The sequence below is a fragment of the Ponticoccus litoralis genome, assembly GCF_039769985.1.
GTDB lineage: Bacteria > Pseudomonadota > Alphaproteobacteria > Rhodobacterales > Rhodobacteraceae > Ponticoccus > Ponticoccus litoralis.
This window is the reverse complement of sequence record NZ_JBDNCH010000002.1, coordinates 2,937,836-2,952,730: the sequence shown is the minus strand read 5'-3', so window position 1 is coordinate 2,952,730 and position 14,895 is coordinate 2,937,836. Positions and strand designations below refer to the sequence as shown.

General features: G+C 68.0%; 10 protein-coding genes and 3 pseudogenes. 6 read left to right on the top strand and 7 right to left on the bottom strand.

Annotation, left to right across the window (positions count from 1 at the left end; translation table 11 throughout):
* Positions 1 to 206: 206 nt before the first annotated feature.
* The 4 genes and pseudogenes from ABFB10_RS15690 to ABFB10_RS15675 all read right to left on the bottom strand — a co-directional run bounded on the left by ABFB10_RS15690 (position 207) and on the right by ABFB10_RS15675 (position 5,393).
* A complete protein-coding gene (locus ABFB10_RS15690; RefSeq protein ID WP_347167219.1) occupies positions 207 to 674 on the bottom strand; it encodes a CoA-binding protein in 468 nt (155 codons plus the stop codon).
* Between the two features lie 214 nt (positions 675 to 888).
* Entirely contained in the window at positions 889 to 1,932 is a 1,044-nt protein-coding gene (locus ABFB10_RS15685) for a T6SS phospholipase effector Tle1-like catalytic domain-containing protein (protein ID WP_347168038.1), read from the bottom strand.
* Complete coding sequence (locus ABFB10_RS15680) at positions 1,910 to 4,204, bottom strand: xanthine dehydrogenase family protein molybdopterin-binding subunit (protein ID WP_347167218.1); 2,295 nt, start codon at positions 4,202 to 4,204, stop codon at positions 1,910 to 1,912. The genes ABFB10_RS15685 and ABFB10_RS15680 overlap by 23 nt, the downstream gene beginning before the upstream one ends.
* A gap of 71 nt (positions 4,205 to 4,275) precedes the next feature.
* Positions 4,276 to 5,393 (bottom strand): annotated as a pseudogene (locus ABFB10_RS15675) (type III PLP-dependent enzyme).
* Positions 5,394 to 5,511: 118 nt separating this feature from the next.
* Here ABFB10_RS15675 and ABFB10_RS15670 point away from each other — a divergent pair.
* A complete protein-coding gene (locus ABFB10_RS15670) occupies positions 5,512 to 5,949 on the top strand; it encodes an Lrp/AsnC family transcriptional regulator (protein WP_347168037.1) in 438 nt (145 codons plus the stop codon).
* Between the two features lie 30 nt (positions 5,950 to 5,979).
* On the opposite strand, the gene ABFB10_RS15665 is transcribed toward ABFB10_RS15670, so the two are convergent.
* Together ABFB10_RS15665 and ABFB10_RS15660 are read right to left on the bottom strand one after the other, a co-directional pair.
* Positions 5,980 to 6,621, bottom strand: a complete 642-nt coding sequence (locus tag ABFB10_RS15665) for an inner membrane-spanning protein YciB (RefSeq protein WP_347167217.1) — start codon at positions 6,619 to 6,621, stop codon at positions 5,980 to 5,982.
* A gap of 37 nt (positions 6,622 to 6,658) precedes the next feature.
* Positions 6,659 to 7,561, bottom strand: coding sequence for an EamA family transporter (locus ABFB10_RS15660; RefSeq protein ID WP_347168036.1), 903 nt, complete (start codon positions 7,559 to 7,561; stop codon positions 6,659 to 6,661).
* A gap of 135 nt (positions 7,562 to 7,696) precedes the next feature.
* On the opposite strand from ABFB10_RS15660, the pseudogene ABFB10_RS15655 reads away from it, so the two are divergent.
* Positions 7,697 to 8,186 (top strand): annotated as a pseudogene (locus ABFB10_RS15655) (MgtC/SapB family protein).
* Between the two features lie 86 nt (positions 8,187 to 8,272).
* Here ABFB10_RS15655 and ftsY read toward each other — a convergent pair.
* Complete coding sequence (ftsY, locus tag ABFB10_RS15650) at positions 8,273 to 9,415, bottom strand: signal recognition particle-docking protein FtsY (protein ID WP_347167216.1); 1,143 nt, start codon at positions 9,413 to 9,415, stop codon at positions 8,273 to 8,275.
* Between the two features lie 102 nt (positions 9,416 to 9,517).
* Between ftsY and ABFB10_RS15645 the strand changes: the two genes are divergently transcribed.
* The 4 genes and pseudogenes from ABFB10_RS15645 to ABFB10_RS15630 all read left to right on the top strand — a co-directional run bounded on the left by ABFB10_RS15645 (position 9,518) and on the right by ABFB10_RS15630 (position 14,772).
* The gene (locus ABFB10_RS15645) at positions 9,518 to 10,405 is read left to right on the top strand and encodes a lytic transglycosylase domain-containing protein (RefSeq protein WP_347167215.1); all 888 of its coding nucleotides are present in this window, start codon (positions 9,518 to 9,520) and stop codon (positions 10,403 to 10,405) included.
* A gap of 595 nt (positions 10,406 to 11,000) precedes the next feature.
* A complete protein-coding gene (locus ABFB10_RS15640) occupies positions 11,001 to 12,005 on the top strand; it encodes an alkane 1-monooxygenase (RefSeq protein WP_347167214.1) in 1,005 nt (334 codons plus the stop codon).
* Between the two features lie 71 nt (positions 12,006 to 12,076).
* The gene (locus ABFB10_RS15635; RefSeq protein ID WP_347167213.1) at positions 12,077 to 12,529 is read left to right on the top strand and encodes a (2Fe-2S)-binding protein; all 453 of its coding nucleotides are present in this window, start codon (positions 12,077 to 12,079) and stop codon (positions 12,527 to 12,529) included.
* A gap of 3 nt (positions 12,530 to 12,532) precedes the next feature.
* A pseudogene (locus tag ABFB10_RS15630) lies at positions 12,533 to 14,772 on the top strand (xanthine dehydrogenase family protein molybdopterin-binding subunit).
* The last annotated feature ends 123 nt before the right edge of the window (positions 14,773 to 14,895 follow it).

The window sequence follows — 14,895 nt, the reverse complement described above, 5'->3', positions numbered from 1 at the left end:
GCGGGTATCCCCGCGCAGATGGCCCGAGAGGCCGCATGACCCGGGTGGCCGCCCCCGGGGCACCAAGCTCTACCGGGATCCGGTTAACCGGCGCTGTACGGACCTTGCTCCCGGTCCCGCCCGCGACGCAGCGGTCGCAAGGGCGGCCAGCGAGACGGTGGGCCGGGCGCCTTCGCGCATCACGAGACCGGCCACGGACCGGAGCCTCACAGCTTCGACGAGATCACCCCGGTGTTGAAGCCGCCCATGCGCAGCTCTCCGAACAGGCGCTGATACTCGATCTTGGGACACCGGTTCATCACCACGTCGACGCCCCGCGCCTCTGCCCGGGCCCGCGCCTCTTCGCTGACGACACCGATCTGCATCCAGACCGTCCGCAGCCCCGGAAAACAGGCCAGCGCCTCGTCGACAATCGGCGGCACATGCTCGGACCGGCGGAAGATATCGACCATGTCGACGTCGGCGGGACAATCCGCCAGCCCGGCCCGCACGGTCTCTCCGAACAGGGTCTGCCCCGCATGTCCGGGATTCACCGGAATCACCGCGAATCCCTTCAGTTTCAGGTAGCGCGCGACGTAGTAGCTGGGCCGGACCGGGTTCATCGACACGCCGACAACCGCGATCTTGCGCGTGCCTATCAGGATATCCTTGAGATGGCCGTCGGTATATTCCATACGCCTCATCCTAGGCCGGTGGTGCCGGGGCGCAAGCTGCAAACCCCTGCCCTGAAAAAGAAAAAGCGCCCGGGAAAATACCCGGGCGCAGTTACGGAACGAGGGACAGTGAAGGTTTCGCGGGGGTTCCGGCCCCGCGACCTGATAGAAAGATAGGCTAGAATGTCACAGGTTAAAGGTCTGTAAAGAACTCGTGAACGAATTTTCTTGACCATCACCCCGATCTGCCGGTTGCAAGACTGTCGATCAGCGTTTCGTGCAGGCTTTCGGTGGAATCCGCACCGACCAGCCGCGGCGCCCGCAGCAGGAAGAGCTTTCCCAGCCCGGTCCAGGTTCCGATCGATGGCGCGTGTACATCGCAGGGAAACCGCGCCCGCCAGCCCTCGGGCAGGGCCACGCCGCTGGCCTCCAGCTTTTCCAGCATCCAGACCAGCGGGATGTTCGACAGCGGCCGCGCCGCCGTCTCCGCCCCGATCTGCCCGCCGACATCGCCATGGGTGCCGCGAAACCAGACCTGCTCGACCTCGCCCTCCCACCCGGGCGGCGAGGACCAGAGCACCGGCGCATAGGCCTGCCGCGTCTCGTCATAGGCCAGGGCGTGATAGCCGCGCCGGACCGTCGCCCCAAGCGCGTGGTTGTGAAACTCGTGGTTGCTTTCGGTCAGCCGCCACAGCAGCGGCAGCCGCAGCCCCAGCGCCTTGACGCTGTCCCAGACGCCGACCATCTCGATCGGCGCGCTGTCGTGACAATAGAGCCGGGCAAAATCCCGCGCCGCGGTGCCGCCGGGCGCCAGCTGATACAGGCGGTAGATCTGCTGGATATTGCGTTCCGTCGCCGCCTCGGCGCGGATCAGCCCGACGCGGTCGATGATCCCGGCCAGCGACCGCACCGCGTAGGCGCCGCGCGAATAGCCCATCAGGTAGATCCGGTCGCCGGGCCGGTAGCGCGAGGACAGGTAGCCATAGGCGCGGCGGATCTGACCGTTGATCCCGCGCCCATAGGCGACATCGGCGGTGGCGGCCCAATCCGTCCACTGCACCCCCGCCTCGTAGAACAGCGAGGCATGCCCGCGCTCCTGCAGCAGGCGGAAGGTCAGGCCCGCGTTGGTCTCTTGCCCCGCCTTCAAAGAGGACATGGTCCCGTCAAGGATGATGACGTGATCGACCGGCCCGCGCCTGTGGCCCCATGCGGAATGGTCCGTCGACAGCCGCCGACGGAACCAGCCGAAGATCCTGTTACCCAGCCGTGGCCGCATGATCGCGCAACATCGTCCAGACGCGCAGCGGCGTGAAGGGCATGTCGACCTGGCGGATGCCGCGGGTCCACAGCGCGTCCTGCACCGCGTTCGAGACCGCCGCCGTGGCGCCCACGGTCCCGGCCTCGCCGCAGCCCTTCATGCCCATGGGGTTGGCGGTCGAGGGCACCGGCTCTGTCGCGAAATCGATCATCGGCATGTCGAAGGCGCGCGGCATGGCGTAGTCCATGAAGCTGCCGGTCAGCAGCTGGCCGGTCTCGTCGTAGGCCACCTGTTCGACCAGCGCCTGACCCAGCCCCTGCGCGACACCGCCATGCACCTGCCCCTCGGCCAGCAGGGGATTGATGAGGTTGCCGAAATCGTCGACCACCGCGTAACGCACGCACTCCGTCAGCCCGGTGTCGGGGTCGATCTCGACCTCGGCCACGTGGCAGCCGTTGGGATAGCTGCGGCCCGGAAGCTCGGCCCGCGCGTCCCACGTCAGCAGGTCCTCGCGGCCCGCCTCGCGCGCCAGTTGCGCCGCCTCCATCATCGTCGGTGTCACGTTCGACCCCTCAGCGCGGAAGCGTTCGTCGTCGAAGGAGATCTCTTCCGCCGGCACGCCCATCTCGTCGGCGAGGAAGTCGGCAAAGCCGCTGACCATGGTCGAGACCACCGCCAGCGTCGCATTGGCCTGCGTCGTCACCGAGCGCGAGCCGCCGGTGCCGCCGCCCGTGGTGATCAGGTCGCTGTCGCCCTGGATCACCTCGATCTTCTCGGCGGGGATGCCGGACTGGTCGGTAAGGAACTGCGCAAAGACCGTCTCGTGCCCCTGCCCGTTCGACTGGGTGCCGACGTAGATCTTTGCCCCGTCCTCGGTGAATTCGACCTTCACGTCCTCATGCGGCTGCCCGAGGATCGACTCGATGTAGTAGCACAGCCCGATGCCGCGCAGCTTGCCCCGCGCCTCGGTCTGCGCGCGCCGCTCGGCAAAGCCATCCAGCGCCGCGAAGTCTTCCGCATGGCCCATGACCCGCGCGAAATCGCCCACGTCATACAGCTCGCCAGAGGCGGTCTTGTAGGGAAACTGCTCGGGCTTGATGAAGTTGATCCGCCGCAGCTCCAGCGGGTCCACCCCCAGCTCGCGCGCGGCGCGGTCCATGATGCGCTCCAGCACATAGATCGCCTCGGGCCGACCGGCGCCGCGATAGGCGTCGACCTGCGTGGTGTTGGTGTAGAAACCCTCGGCCCGGTAGTACATCGTCTGGATGTCATAGACCCCGGTGATGACCCGGCCAAAGAGGAAACTCTGGATCATTTGACCGAAGTGCGAGTTGTAGGCGCCAAGGTTCGACCGCGTGTGCAGGCGATAGGCGGTGATCCTGTGGGTCTCGTCGAAGGCCAGCTCGGCAAAGGTGGTCAGGTCGCGCCCGGCATTGTCGCTCAGCATCGCCTCGCCCCGGTCGGACATCCAGTGCACGGCCCGGCCCAACACCCCGGCGGCATAGGGCAGGATGAAATACTCGGGGTACGGCATGCCCTTCATGCCGAAGCCGCCACCGACATCGGGATTGGTCACCCGCACCGTCCGGGGATCGACGCCGAAGGCGCGCGACAGTTCTTCCTTCATGCCCCAGACACCCTGCCCGTTGAAGGCAAGGTGCATCCGCCCCGCTTCATACTCCGCATAGGCGCCGCGCGGCTCCATGGCGTTGACGATGATGCGGTTGTCGCCGACCTCCAGCGAGACGGTCCCGGCCGCCGACTCGAAGGCCGCCTTGGTGGCCGCCTCGTCGCCGAGGCCGTAGTCATAGGCGCGGTTGTCCGGGGCCTCGTCGTGGATCGCCGTGTCGCCCGGTGCGAGGTCCAGCATGACCGGCAGGTCCTCGTAATCCAGCTCGATCAGCTCGGCGGCATCGCGGGCCTGTTCCAGCGTCTCGGCCACGACCACGGCCACCGGTTCCCCGGCAAAGCGCAGCCTGTCCTCAGCCAGCACCGGGCGGCGGGTCTCCGCGCCCATGGTTCCGTCGCGGTTCGGCGTCAGCGTCGCCGACATGGCGATATCGACGCCCGCCCCGGTCATGTCCTGCGCCGTCACCACCAGATGCACACCCTCCGCGTCCCGCGCGGCAGAGACGTCCAGCCCGGTGATCCGCGCATGTGCGACGGGCGAGCGGAAGACGAAGGCGCGCAGCGCGCCCTCGGGGACGATGTCGTCGACGTAGCGCCCCTGCCCGGTCAGGAACCGCGTGTCTTCCCTGCGTGTGACGGATTGGGCCTTGCCGAACTTTTCCATGGGGGTCCCTCGCGCGTGCTGGATGCCTTAGCGCGGACCTTAGCGGCCATGCCCGAAGTGTCCAGCCCGCGTCACCGCGCCAGTGTCACGATCTTCCGCGCGCCATAGCCGTTGAAGCGCGTCGCCAGCGCGTTGGAATAGGCGCCGCAGGCGTGGAACAGCAGGTAGTCCCCTTCGGCGAGATCCCCGGGCAGCAGCACGGTTTCCGACAGCCGGTCGAGGCTGTCGCAGGTCGGGCCGAAGACGGTCAGCGGGCGCAGGGGGCGCTGCGCGGCGTGCCTTCCGGCGACAGCGCGGTGATGCGGGCCGAGGGCCCGAGGTCGCGCCATTCGCTGAGGCCGCCATAGATGCCGTCGTTCAGGAAGACCGCGCCCTCGGTCGCGGCCTTGACCAGCAGCGCGAGTTCAAAGCAGTCGGCGACCATGGCCCGACCCGGTTCGCAGACCAGCGCGGGCGGCGTGGCAAAGGCGGCGCGGGTGGACTCGTCGATGGCTTCGAAGATGGCGGGCAGATCCGGGGCCGGGTCTTCGCGGTGCGCCGGAAAGCCGCCGCCCACGTTCAGGCGGTGCAGGGTGACGCCGGCGGTTTCCGCCACCCGCGCGGCGGCGTGGATATAGGCGACCCAGGCCTGCGCGTCGCGGCATTGGGTGCCGGGGTGGAAGGTGATCGAGGGCGTGCCGCCGCGCTTCACCACCTCGGCCAGCAGGGCGGCGGCGCGCCCGGGCTCTGCGCCGAACTTGGACCCGAAGTCATAGACGGCACCCGCCACCGGCAGCTTCAGCCGCACGGCGATCTCCTGCCCGCTCAGGTCGCCCAGCTTGTCCAGTTCCGACAGGCGGTCCACCGACCACGAGGTGACGCCCATGCGCCGCCCCTCGGCGATCTCGGACAGGGCGCGGATCGGGTTGTGATAGTGCAGCACGGCGCCCGGCGCCACGGCGCGGACCATGTGCATCTCTTCCGGCGAGGCCACGTCGAAGGCACCCACCCCGGCGGCGGCCAGCGCTTCCAGAACGGCGCGGTCGGGGTTGGCCTTGACCGCAAAGGTCACGAGGCCGGGAAAGCCGTCCAGGAACACCCGCGCGGTGGCGGTCAGCCTTGCGGGGTCGAAGAAGAAGACCGGCTCTTGCGGGGTCTCGCGGGACAGGTACTGCGTCGGGTTGCGGTGGAATGCCTGCTGAAGGACCATGGGGTTCGCGCCTCTGGTATAGGTTGCCTGTTCTCCCAGTTTCCGCGCGATTCCTGTCGATTTCATCGGGCAGATGCGTCAGGATGTTCGAAAACCCCGTCAAAACGCAGGTCCAATGATACAATTCGACGAAACAGACCGCGCGCTGATCGCGCTCTTGTCCGAAAACGCCCGCGCCTCGGCGACCGAGCTGTCAAAGCGCCTTGGCCTTGCGCGGACCACCGTGCAGGCGCGGATCGAGAAGCTGGAGCAATCGGGCGCCATCGCGGGCTACACGATCCGGCGCGGCCAGCGGCTGGACCCGGCGATCCGCGCGACGGTGCTGATCGGGGTAGAGCCGCGCGCCACGGCCTCGGTGCTGGCCCGGCTGAAACAGGTCAAAGAGGTCGAGACGGTGCACACCACCTCGGGACGCTTCGACCTTGTGGCGGAACTGGCGGCGCAGACCACGGAGGCGCTGGACCGCGCGCTGGATCAGATCGGAGAGGCGAAGGGCGTGCGCGGCTCGGAAAGCCTGATCCACCTCAGCACGCGCATCGACCGGCGGGGTGGCTAGGGTGGGCTTGGCCCCCACCCCTTGGGCGGATTACTCCGCCGCTTCCTCGGTGCTGTATTTCTTGAACAGCCCGCCCTGGAACATGAAGAAGACGAGGATCGCGGCGGTCAGGCCGAAGGTCTTGAAATAGACCCATGTCTCGGTGCTCATGGTGCGCCAGATCACCTCGTTCAGGGCCGCAAGCCCGAAGAAGAGCCACATCACCCGCCTGGTCAGGATCATCCAGCCTTCCTGCTTCAGCGGCATCAGGCCCTCCATCACCGCCTGAAGCCAGCTTTGCCCGCGCATCAGCCCGATCGCCAGCGCGCCGCCGAACAGCAGGTAGATCAGCGTCGGCTTGATCTTGAAGAAGCGTTCGTCGTTCAGCCAGACCGACAGCCCGCCGAAGACCACGATCAGCACCGCCGTCACCGCCTGCATGCGGCTGAGGTGGCCGGTCAGCTTCCAAAGCGCCCCCATGCACAGCAGGAAGACCGGGATGAAGGCGGCGGTCACCAGGATGAAGCCGTTGTATTCTGTCCCGCCAATGGTGAAGATCTCGTCCTTCAGCCAAAGGTAAGCTGCGAAGAAGGCAAGGATCGGGCCGAATTCCAGCGCGGTCTTCAGCATCGGGTTCACGGTTTTCGGGTCCGTTGCGGGCTTGGGTTCTGTCGTGGGCGTTGGGTCGGTCATGGGGCCTCTCGTACCTGTCCCGCTCCAGATAGGCGTTTCAGCCCGCCAACTCAACGATCACCGCCCCGGCGGCGATCAGCGCCATCAGCGCGATGCGCCGGGGGCCCACGGTTTCCTTCAGCACCAGCCAGCCGATGACCGCCGCGAAGACCGTCGAGGTCTCGCGCAGGACGGCGGCCTCGCCGACCTTGTCGAGGCGGGTGGCCAGCATGACCGACCCGAAGCTGAAGAAGGCGACGATGCCGCCGACGAAGCCGCGCAGCAGCAGCGGCGGCAGGGTCGGCTTCTCTGCCATCCTGCGGTAGCGCAGCACCGCGATCACCGGCATCAGCAGGCCGTCGATGAAGAAGAACCACGCCAGAAAGGTGAAGGGGTCCGCCGTGGCCCGGATACCATAGGCGTCATAGGTGGTGTAAAGCGCCACGAAAAGCCCGGTGGCGACCGCGAAGGCCAGCGCCCGGGGCAGCGTGTCGCGCGCGGTTTCGAGGTAGCGCAGGTTGTAGACCGCAAGCCCGAAGATGCCCGACAACAGGACACCGACCCCGGCCCATTGCATCGGCGCGAAATGCTCGCCGAAGACCAGCGAGGCGCCGATCACCGCGAAAAGCGGCCCGGTGCCGCGCACCACCGGGTAGACCACCGTATAGGCGCCCTGCGTATAGGCCATGGCCTGCAACAGCTTGTAGACCGTGTGGATCAGGAAGGCGCCGGCGAAGATCGGCCACATATGCGGCTCGGGCACGGGCACGACGAAAAGCGCGAAGGGCGCCGCCATCAGCCCGTAACAGCCGTCGATGGCGCCGCGCGACATCCACGGATCGTGCCGCCCCTTCTGAAGCGCCCCGAAGACCGCGTGAAGAAAGGCGGCCAGCAGGGCAAGGATCAGCGCCAGCCGATGCCCCTCTGCCGTGCCTTCGAGAGAGATCAGCCAGTCCGACACGGGCGCCCCTTTTTGCATGACGGTGTCATGCATCTGCCCGGTTGCGCGGGCGGATGCAAGGGTTCTGACGGCTTTCGAGGAACCTCGAGCGCCCGGCCCCGGTTAAGCCGGAAACCTCCGCAGGGCCGCTTGACCATGTTCGAACAGATCTCGCAGGAATTCACCCGCTCTTTCTCCGTCATTCCGCCGGAGGTGGCCTTTGCCCGTATCGTGGCGGCCATCCTGCTGGGGGGAATCGTCGGGCTGGAACGGGAATGGCGCGAGAAACCGAGCCGGGCTGCGGACGCATATCCTCGTCTCGGTGGCGGCCTGCCTCTTCGTGCTGCTGGGCCGTGAACTGGCGGCCATGGACTTCGGCGCGGGCGAGCAGCGCAACGACCCGCTGCGCATGATCGAGGCGGTGACGGCGGGCGTGGCCTTCCTTGCCGCCGGGCTGATCTTCACCGCCGGCGAGAAGGTCCGCAACGTGACCACCGGCGCCTCGCTCTGGCTGGTGGGCGGGATCGGACTGGGCTGCGGCGCGGGACAGATGCCGCTGGCCGCCATGGCGACCGTCGTGGTGGTCGCCGTGCTGCTGGTGCTGCGCCGGGTCGAGCGGGCCATGGGCACGCACGAGACGCAGTGAGGCGGCCCGCGGCGGCCCATGGGGGCTCTGCCCCCGCGCGTGCCGCGCTCCCCCGGGATATTTCGGGACAGAAGAAACCGAAGAGGTCAGCTTTCCGTATCGAGGCCGGTCAGGGCGGCGGCGAATTCCTCGGGGTCGAAGGGGGCGAGATCGTCGATCTGTTCACCCACGCCGATGGCATGGATCGGCAGGCCGAACTTGTCCGCCAGGGCGACCAGGACACCGCCCTTCGCCGTCCCGTCCAGCTTGGTCATCACAAGCCCCGACACATCGGCGAGCTTGCGGAAGGTCTCGACCTGGTTCACCGCGTTCTGGCCGGTTGTCGCATCCAGCACCAGAAGCGTGTTGTGCGGCGCCTCCGGGTCCTTCTTGCGGATCACGCGGACGATCTTGGCCAGTTCCTCCATCAGGTCCTGCCGGTTCTGCAGTCGCCCCGCCGTGTCGATCATCAGGAGGTCGGCGCCCTCGGCCTGCGCCCGCGTCATGGCGTCGAAGGCAAGGCTGGCCGGGTCCGAACCCTCGGGCGCGGTCAGGACCGGCACCCCGGCCCGTTCGCCCCAAACCTGAAGCTGTTCCACCGCCGCCGCACGAAAGGTATCGCCCGCGGCGATCACCACGTTCTTGCCCGCGGCCCGGAACTGGCTGGCGAGCTTGCCGATGGTCGTGGTCTTGCCCGAGCCGTTCACGCCGACCACCAGCACCACCTGCGGGCGGCGCGGGTAGAGCGGCAGGGGCCGCGCGACGGGCGCCATGATCCGGGCCACCTCGGCGCTGAGCAGTTCCTTGATCTCGCGCGTCGACAGGCGTTTGCCAAAGCGCCCCTCGGCGATGTTTCCGGTCACCCGCAGGGCCGTGTCGACCCCCATATCCGAGGCGATCAGCAGCTCTTCGAGCTGCTCCAGCATCTCGTCGTCCAGCACACGGCGCACCGCCGGCTCTGCCCGGCCCTTGCCGATGAAGCGCCCCAGAAGCCCCGGCTGCGGCGGCGCGGCCACGGGCTGGGGCGGCAGGTCGATGGGCTTGATCCGTGCCGTGTCCGACGGCGGCGGCGGCGTCGGCGCCTGCGGTGCGGGCATGGCCGGGGCGGTCACCGGCATCTCTGCCCCGGGCAGATCCTCGGGCTGGCCCGCGTCGGCAGAGCCGCCCTCTTGCACGATGGCATCAAGCCCCTCATCCAGCTTGGAGGACGACTTCAAAAGCCGGTTCTTCAGCTTTCCAAAGAAGGACATGGCGGATCTTTCCCGATTGATACTCTCCCTCCACCTAATACGGAGGGCCACTTAATAAAAGTGTGAGTTGACGCAGCGCGTGGCGCGACGGATCACTGAAGCATGCGCGCCCTTGTCCTGTTCCTCTTGCTTTGGCCTGCCGCCCTGCGCGCGGAGCCCGGCACGATGTGTTCTGCCGGCGCCTTCGGCCAGGTGCAGTGCATCCGGCCCGCGCATTTCGTCTTTGACACCTGCCAGGCCATCGAGATCTTCGCCGAAAGCCACGATCTGGATCCGGGCTTCTTCGCGCGGCTGATCTGGCAGGAAAGCCGCTTCGACCCCAATGCCCTGAGCCACGCCGATGCCATGGGGATCGCGCAGTTCATCGCCTCGACCGCCCGGCTGCGCGGCCTTCTGGACCCCTACAATCCGGCAGAAGCCCTTGAGTATTCGGCGGAATACCTCGGTGAACTGCGGCGGCGCTACGGCAATCACGGGCTGGCGGCGGTGGCCTATAACGGCGGCGAAAGACGCGCCGACGGGCTGGTGGCGGGCACCGGCGGGCTGGCGAAAGAGACGGTGGATTACGTCAGGATCATCACCGGGCTGGCCGCCGAAACCTGGCGCGACGCACCGCCCGAGGCGCCGGATTTCCGGCTGGACGGCGACCGGCCCTTTCGGGAGGCCTGCCACCAGATGGCGCGCAACCGACGCCTGACCGCCTATCCGGCACAGCAACCGGGTACGCCGAAGCTGAAGAAATGGGGCGTCCAGATGGCCTTCGGGACCACCAAGGCGGTGGCCATGCAGCAATTCAAGAGCCGGGCGCGGGCCTGCAAGGCGCTGGTCGGCGACGCGGTCCCGGATCTTGTCTGGCAGAAAAGCCGGTCGAGCCCCAAGGGCGGCTACTACATGGCCCGCATCGGGCACGAGTCGCGGGACGCTGCCTGGCGGCTCTGCACCCGCCTGAAGGCGCAGGGCTGCATCTGTGCCGTCTACAAGAACCACTGAAATTTTGACCTTATCGGACAGGAAGGCCGCCACCTTCTCGGAAACGCGCCAGTCCACTTACAGTTTTGCGATCTTGCCCGCATTTCGCCGGGGCGGTGTCGCATAACCGCGCGGATCGGGTTCGGGGCCGCCTGACCTGCCCGCAAATCAAGGCCCCCGCCCCGCACCACAGGTCGAAGAAGCCCCCGCCCGCCAGAGCCGCGCCTTCCAGCGCCTTGTTGTCCCTCCGCAAGATCGCGTGAGAGAGGGGGCATCCGTCGCCCGGGCAGAGACAGCCTGGCCCGGCCTCCACGATCCATGCGCGGACCGCCATTTCTCAAGTAATAACAATGACTTTTCAGCCGATGTAAAAGCAGCGCCTGAAGCTTCCCGGCTTGCGCTGGCCGCCGTTTCCCGCAAGGCAGCGCGCCCTTGCCTTCGTCCGGCGCCAGGCGCACCCTCCACTGGATACCGATTCCGCCCGCACTGCTCTGGCGGAAAGGGACGCCCTGTCCCCAACCCGGGCCGTGACATAGCGTGACTCTGCCCGAACGGTGACGGAATGTTGTGATATCGGGTGCAGGACTGGCCGGTAAGGTAGATTGTAGGGGAAGTCATGATCCGTTTCGCGCTTGCGACCCTTGGCATGGTGGCGCTGCTGGCGCTGGCCATGGTGGTGGGCGCCCCCTTTCCGGCGATGGCGCTGGCCTGTGTCACGGTGCTCGTCTGGGCGCTGGACAAGATCGCCGCGCTGGCCGCGCCCGATGTGCCGGGGGCAGAGTTCCCGGCGGGCGGCGGGCTGTCGATCACGCTGGGGCTGCTGCACTTTCCCCTGCTTTACGGCGGGGTCGCGGTGCTGTCCTCTGACGCGCCTTGGCTGGACAAGCTGCTGATCTTCCTCGCGCTGTCGCTGTTCCTTGGGCAGGTCAGCAATTCCAACGCACATGAGCTGATCCACCGCGCCGGGCGCTGGCCGCGCAGGCTGGGCGTCGCGGTCTATGCCTCGGTGCTGTTCGGGCACCATGCCTCGGCCCATGTCCGGGTGCATCACATCCACGCCGCCACCGACCGCGACCCGAACTCGGCGCGGCTGGGCGAATCGTGGTATGCCTTTGCGGCGCGGGCCTGGGCCGGATCGCTGCGCGCGGGCTACCGCGCCGAAAGCCGTCTGCGGCAGGGGCGCGGGGTGCATCCCTATGCGTGGTATGCGGGCGGAGCGGTCCTGTCGCTGGGCATCGCCGCCGTGATCGGAGGTCTCGCCGGCATCGCGGCCCTGCTGGCCCTGTCGGCCTATGCGCAGGCACAGCTGTTCCTGTCGGACTACGTGCAGCACTACGGCCTCAGGCGCCGAGACAGCGCCAATGGCAGGCCCGAACCGGTCGGCCCGCAGCACAGCTGGAACGCACCGCAGGGGGCGTCTTCAGCGCTGATGCTGAACGCGCCGCGCCATTCCGACCACCACGCGCATCCCGCGCGCCCCTATCCGGGGCTTCAGATCGACCGCGACTCCATGCCGATCCTGCCCTATTCGCTGCCAGTCATGGCCTGTATCGCGCTGGTGCCGCCGCTCTGGCGTCGCGTCATGGACCGGCGCGCGGCCCGCTGGGCAAGGGCCGGGTGACGCTGCCCCGCCTCGATTGACACTGCCGGGCAGAGCCCCAATTCTGAACTCACCGCTTATCGGAGGCTCTCATGACCACCCTCACCGTGAACGGGCAGACCCATCAGGTCGACCTGCCCGGCGACGTCCCCCTGCTTTGGGTGCTGCGCGACGCGCTGAACCTGACCGGCACCAAATACGGCTGCGGCGTCGCCTCTTGCGGGGCCTGCACCGTGCAGATCGACGGCGAGGCCGTGCGGTCCTGCCAGGTGCCGCTGGCGGAGGTCTGGGGCGCCGTGACAACCATCGAGGGGCTGGGCCAGCCCGAGGCCCCGCACCCGCTGCAAGAGGCCTGGATCGCGCATCAGGTGCCGCAATGCGGCTACTGCCAGTCGGGCCAGATCATGCAGGCCGCCGCCCTGCTGGCCGAGGTGCCGAACCCCGGCGACGACGAGATCGACGCCGCCATGTCCGGCAACCTCTGCCGCTGCGGGACCTATCCGCGCATCCGCGCCGCCATCAAATCCGCGTCAGAGGGGACCTGAGCCATGGCCAGCATCGGCAAGATCGCCCGCCGGACCTTTCTGATCGGGGTCGCCGCCGTCGCCGGGGGCGCGGCCTTCGGCGCCTGGTACGTGATGAAGCCCGCGCCCAACCCGCTGAAGCCGGGCGACGGCGAGGCCACGCTGAACCCCTTCGTGCTGATCGACGGCGAGGGTGTGACGCTGATCGCGCCGCGCGCCGAGATGGGTCAGGGCACGCATACCACATGGGCCGCGCTGCTGGCCGAGGAAATGGACCTCGACCTCGATCAGGTAAGGGTGATCCACGGCCCGCCCGCCGCTGCCTATTACAACACCGCCATGCTGGCCGAGGCGGTGCCCTCGAAGGGCTATGACGCCTCGGCCTTCCAGCACAACCTTGGTCAGGTCGTGGCCAAGATGGGCAAGGTGCTGAAGATGCAGGTCACCGGTGGCTCGACCGCCATGAAGGACGGCTACGAGAGGCTGCGCGTGACCGGCGCCGCCACGCGCGAGATGCTGAAGACCGCCGCGGCGAACCGGCTGGGCGTGGAGATCGAGACGCTGCGGACAGAGCGCGGCGCGGTGATCGCCGCCGACGGGACCACCCTGCCCTATACCGAACTGGCCGCCGCGGCGGCGGAGGTCGATCCGCCCAGCGTGCAGCTGCGCGATGCCTCGGACTGGCGCCTTCTGGGCAAGACCCAGCCGCGCATCGACCTCGCCGCCAAGACCATGGGCACCGCGCAATTCGGCATCGACACGCGGCTGCCGGGGATGCTTTTTGCCGCTGTGCGCATGGCGCCGACACGGGCGGGCATGACGCGCTTCGACGCCTTCGAGGCAGAGCGCATGCCCGGCGTCGAGAAGATCGTCGACATGGGGGACGGCGTGGCCGCCATCGCCACCAACACATGGCTGGCGCAGCGTGCCGTCGAGGCGGTCGCGGTGGAGTGGGAGGCGTCCGACTACCCCGAGACCACGGAAGAGATGTTCGCCGCTCTGGATGCCGCCTTCGACAACGACGCGCCCGACAGCACTCACCGCGACGACGGCATCGTGACGCTGATCCCGGACGGGGCCGAGGTGGTCGAGGCAACCTACCGCGTGCCCTTCCTTGCCCATGCGACCATGGAGCCGATGAACGCCACCGCATGGTTCGACGGCGACAAGCTGCGGATCTGGTGCGGCAATCAGGGACCGACCTTCCTGCAGGCGCGCTGCGCCGAAGAGGCGGGCGTGGCGGAAGAGGATGTCGAGGTCAACGTCACGCTCATGGGCGGCGGCTTTGGCCGGCGCGGAGAGCTGGACTATGCCGTCCTCGCAACGCGGGTGGCCAAGGCGGTACCCGGCACGCCGGTCAACGTGACGTGGTCGCGCGAAGAGGATATGACACATGACTTCTACCGCCCGCCCGCGCAGGCGCGCATGAAGGGCGCGGTGCAGGACGGCGGGATCGTGATGATCGACGCGCAGGTGGCCGCACCCTCGATCATGGGACAGGCCATGGACCGCTGGACCGGCTTCGCGCCGGGCGGGCCGGACGTGTCCATCGTCGATGCGCTGTTCAACCAGCCCTACGGGCTGAAGAACTACCGTGTGCGCGGCTGGCGCGCGGATATCGCGCCGCGGCTTGGATTCTGGCGGTCGGTGGGGGCCAGCTTCAACGGCTTCTTCCACGAAAGCTTCATGGATGAGATGGCCCATGCCGCCGGTCGGGACCCGCTGGAATTGCGGATGGAGTTGACCCGCGACGAATGGCTGCCCGCCTGGCAGGTGCTGGAGGCGGTCGGCGCGATGTCGGGCTGGACCGGCGAGACGCCCGAGGGCACCGGGCGCGGGCTGGCCATGGTCTACAGCTTCGGCACGCCCACGGCCATGGTGATCGAGGTGCAGGACCAGGACGGACTGATCCGCCTGACCGGGGCCTGGATCGCCGCCGATCCGGGCGTGGCGCTGGACCCCGGCAATATCGAGGCCCAGCTGACCGGGGCCATGGCCTATGGGCTCTCGGCGGCCATCGGCGAAGAGATCACCTTTGCGGGCGGGCGCGCGGAACAGAGCAACTTCCCCGACTACAGGACGCTGCGGATGTCGCAGATGCCCCGTACCGAGGTCCGCGTCCTGCAGAACCAGGAGCGCCTGAACGGCATCGGCGAGGTCGGCACGCCCCCGCCGCCCCGGCGCTGGCCAATGCGCTCTTCGACCTGACCGGCAAGCGGGTGCGGGAACTGCCTCTGAACAAGCACTTCGACTTCTATGCCTGAGGCGTGAAGATTTCGCCTGCCTGTCGGCAGGCGACCGGCTGGGGGCTTTGCCCCCGGACCCCCAAGGTATTTGGAAGACCGAAGAAGAGCGGCGGCGGACCCCGGCCCTGGACGGGATTGTTT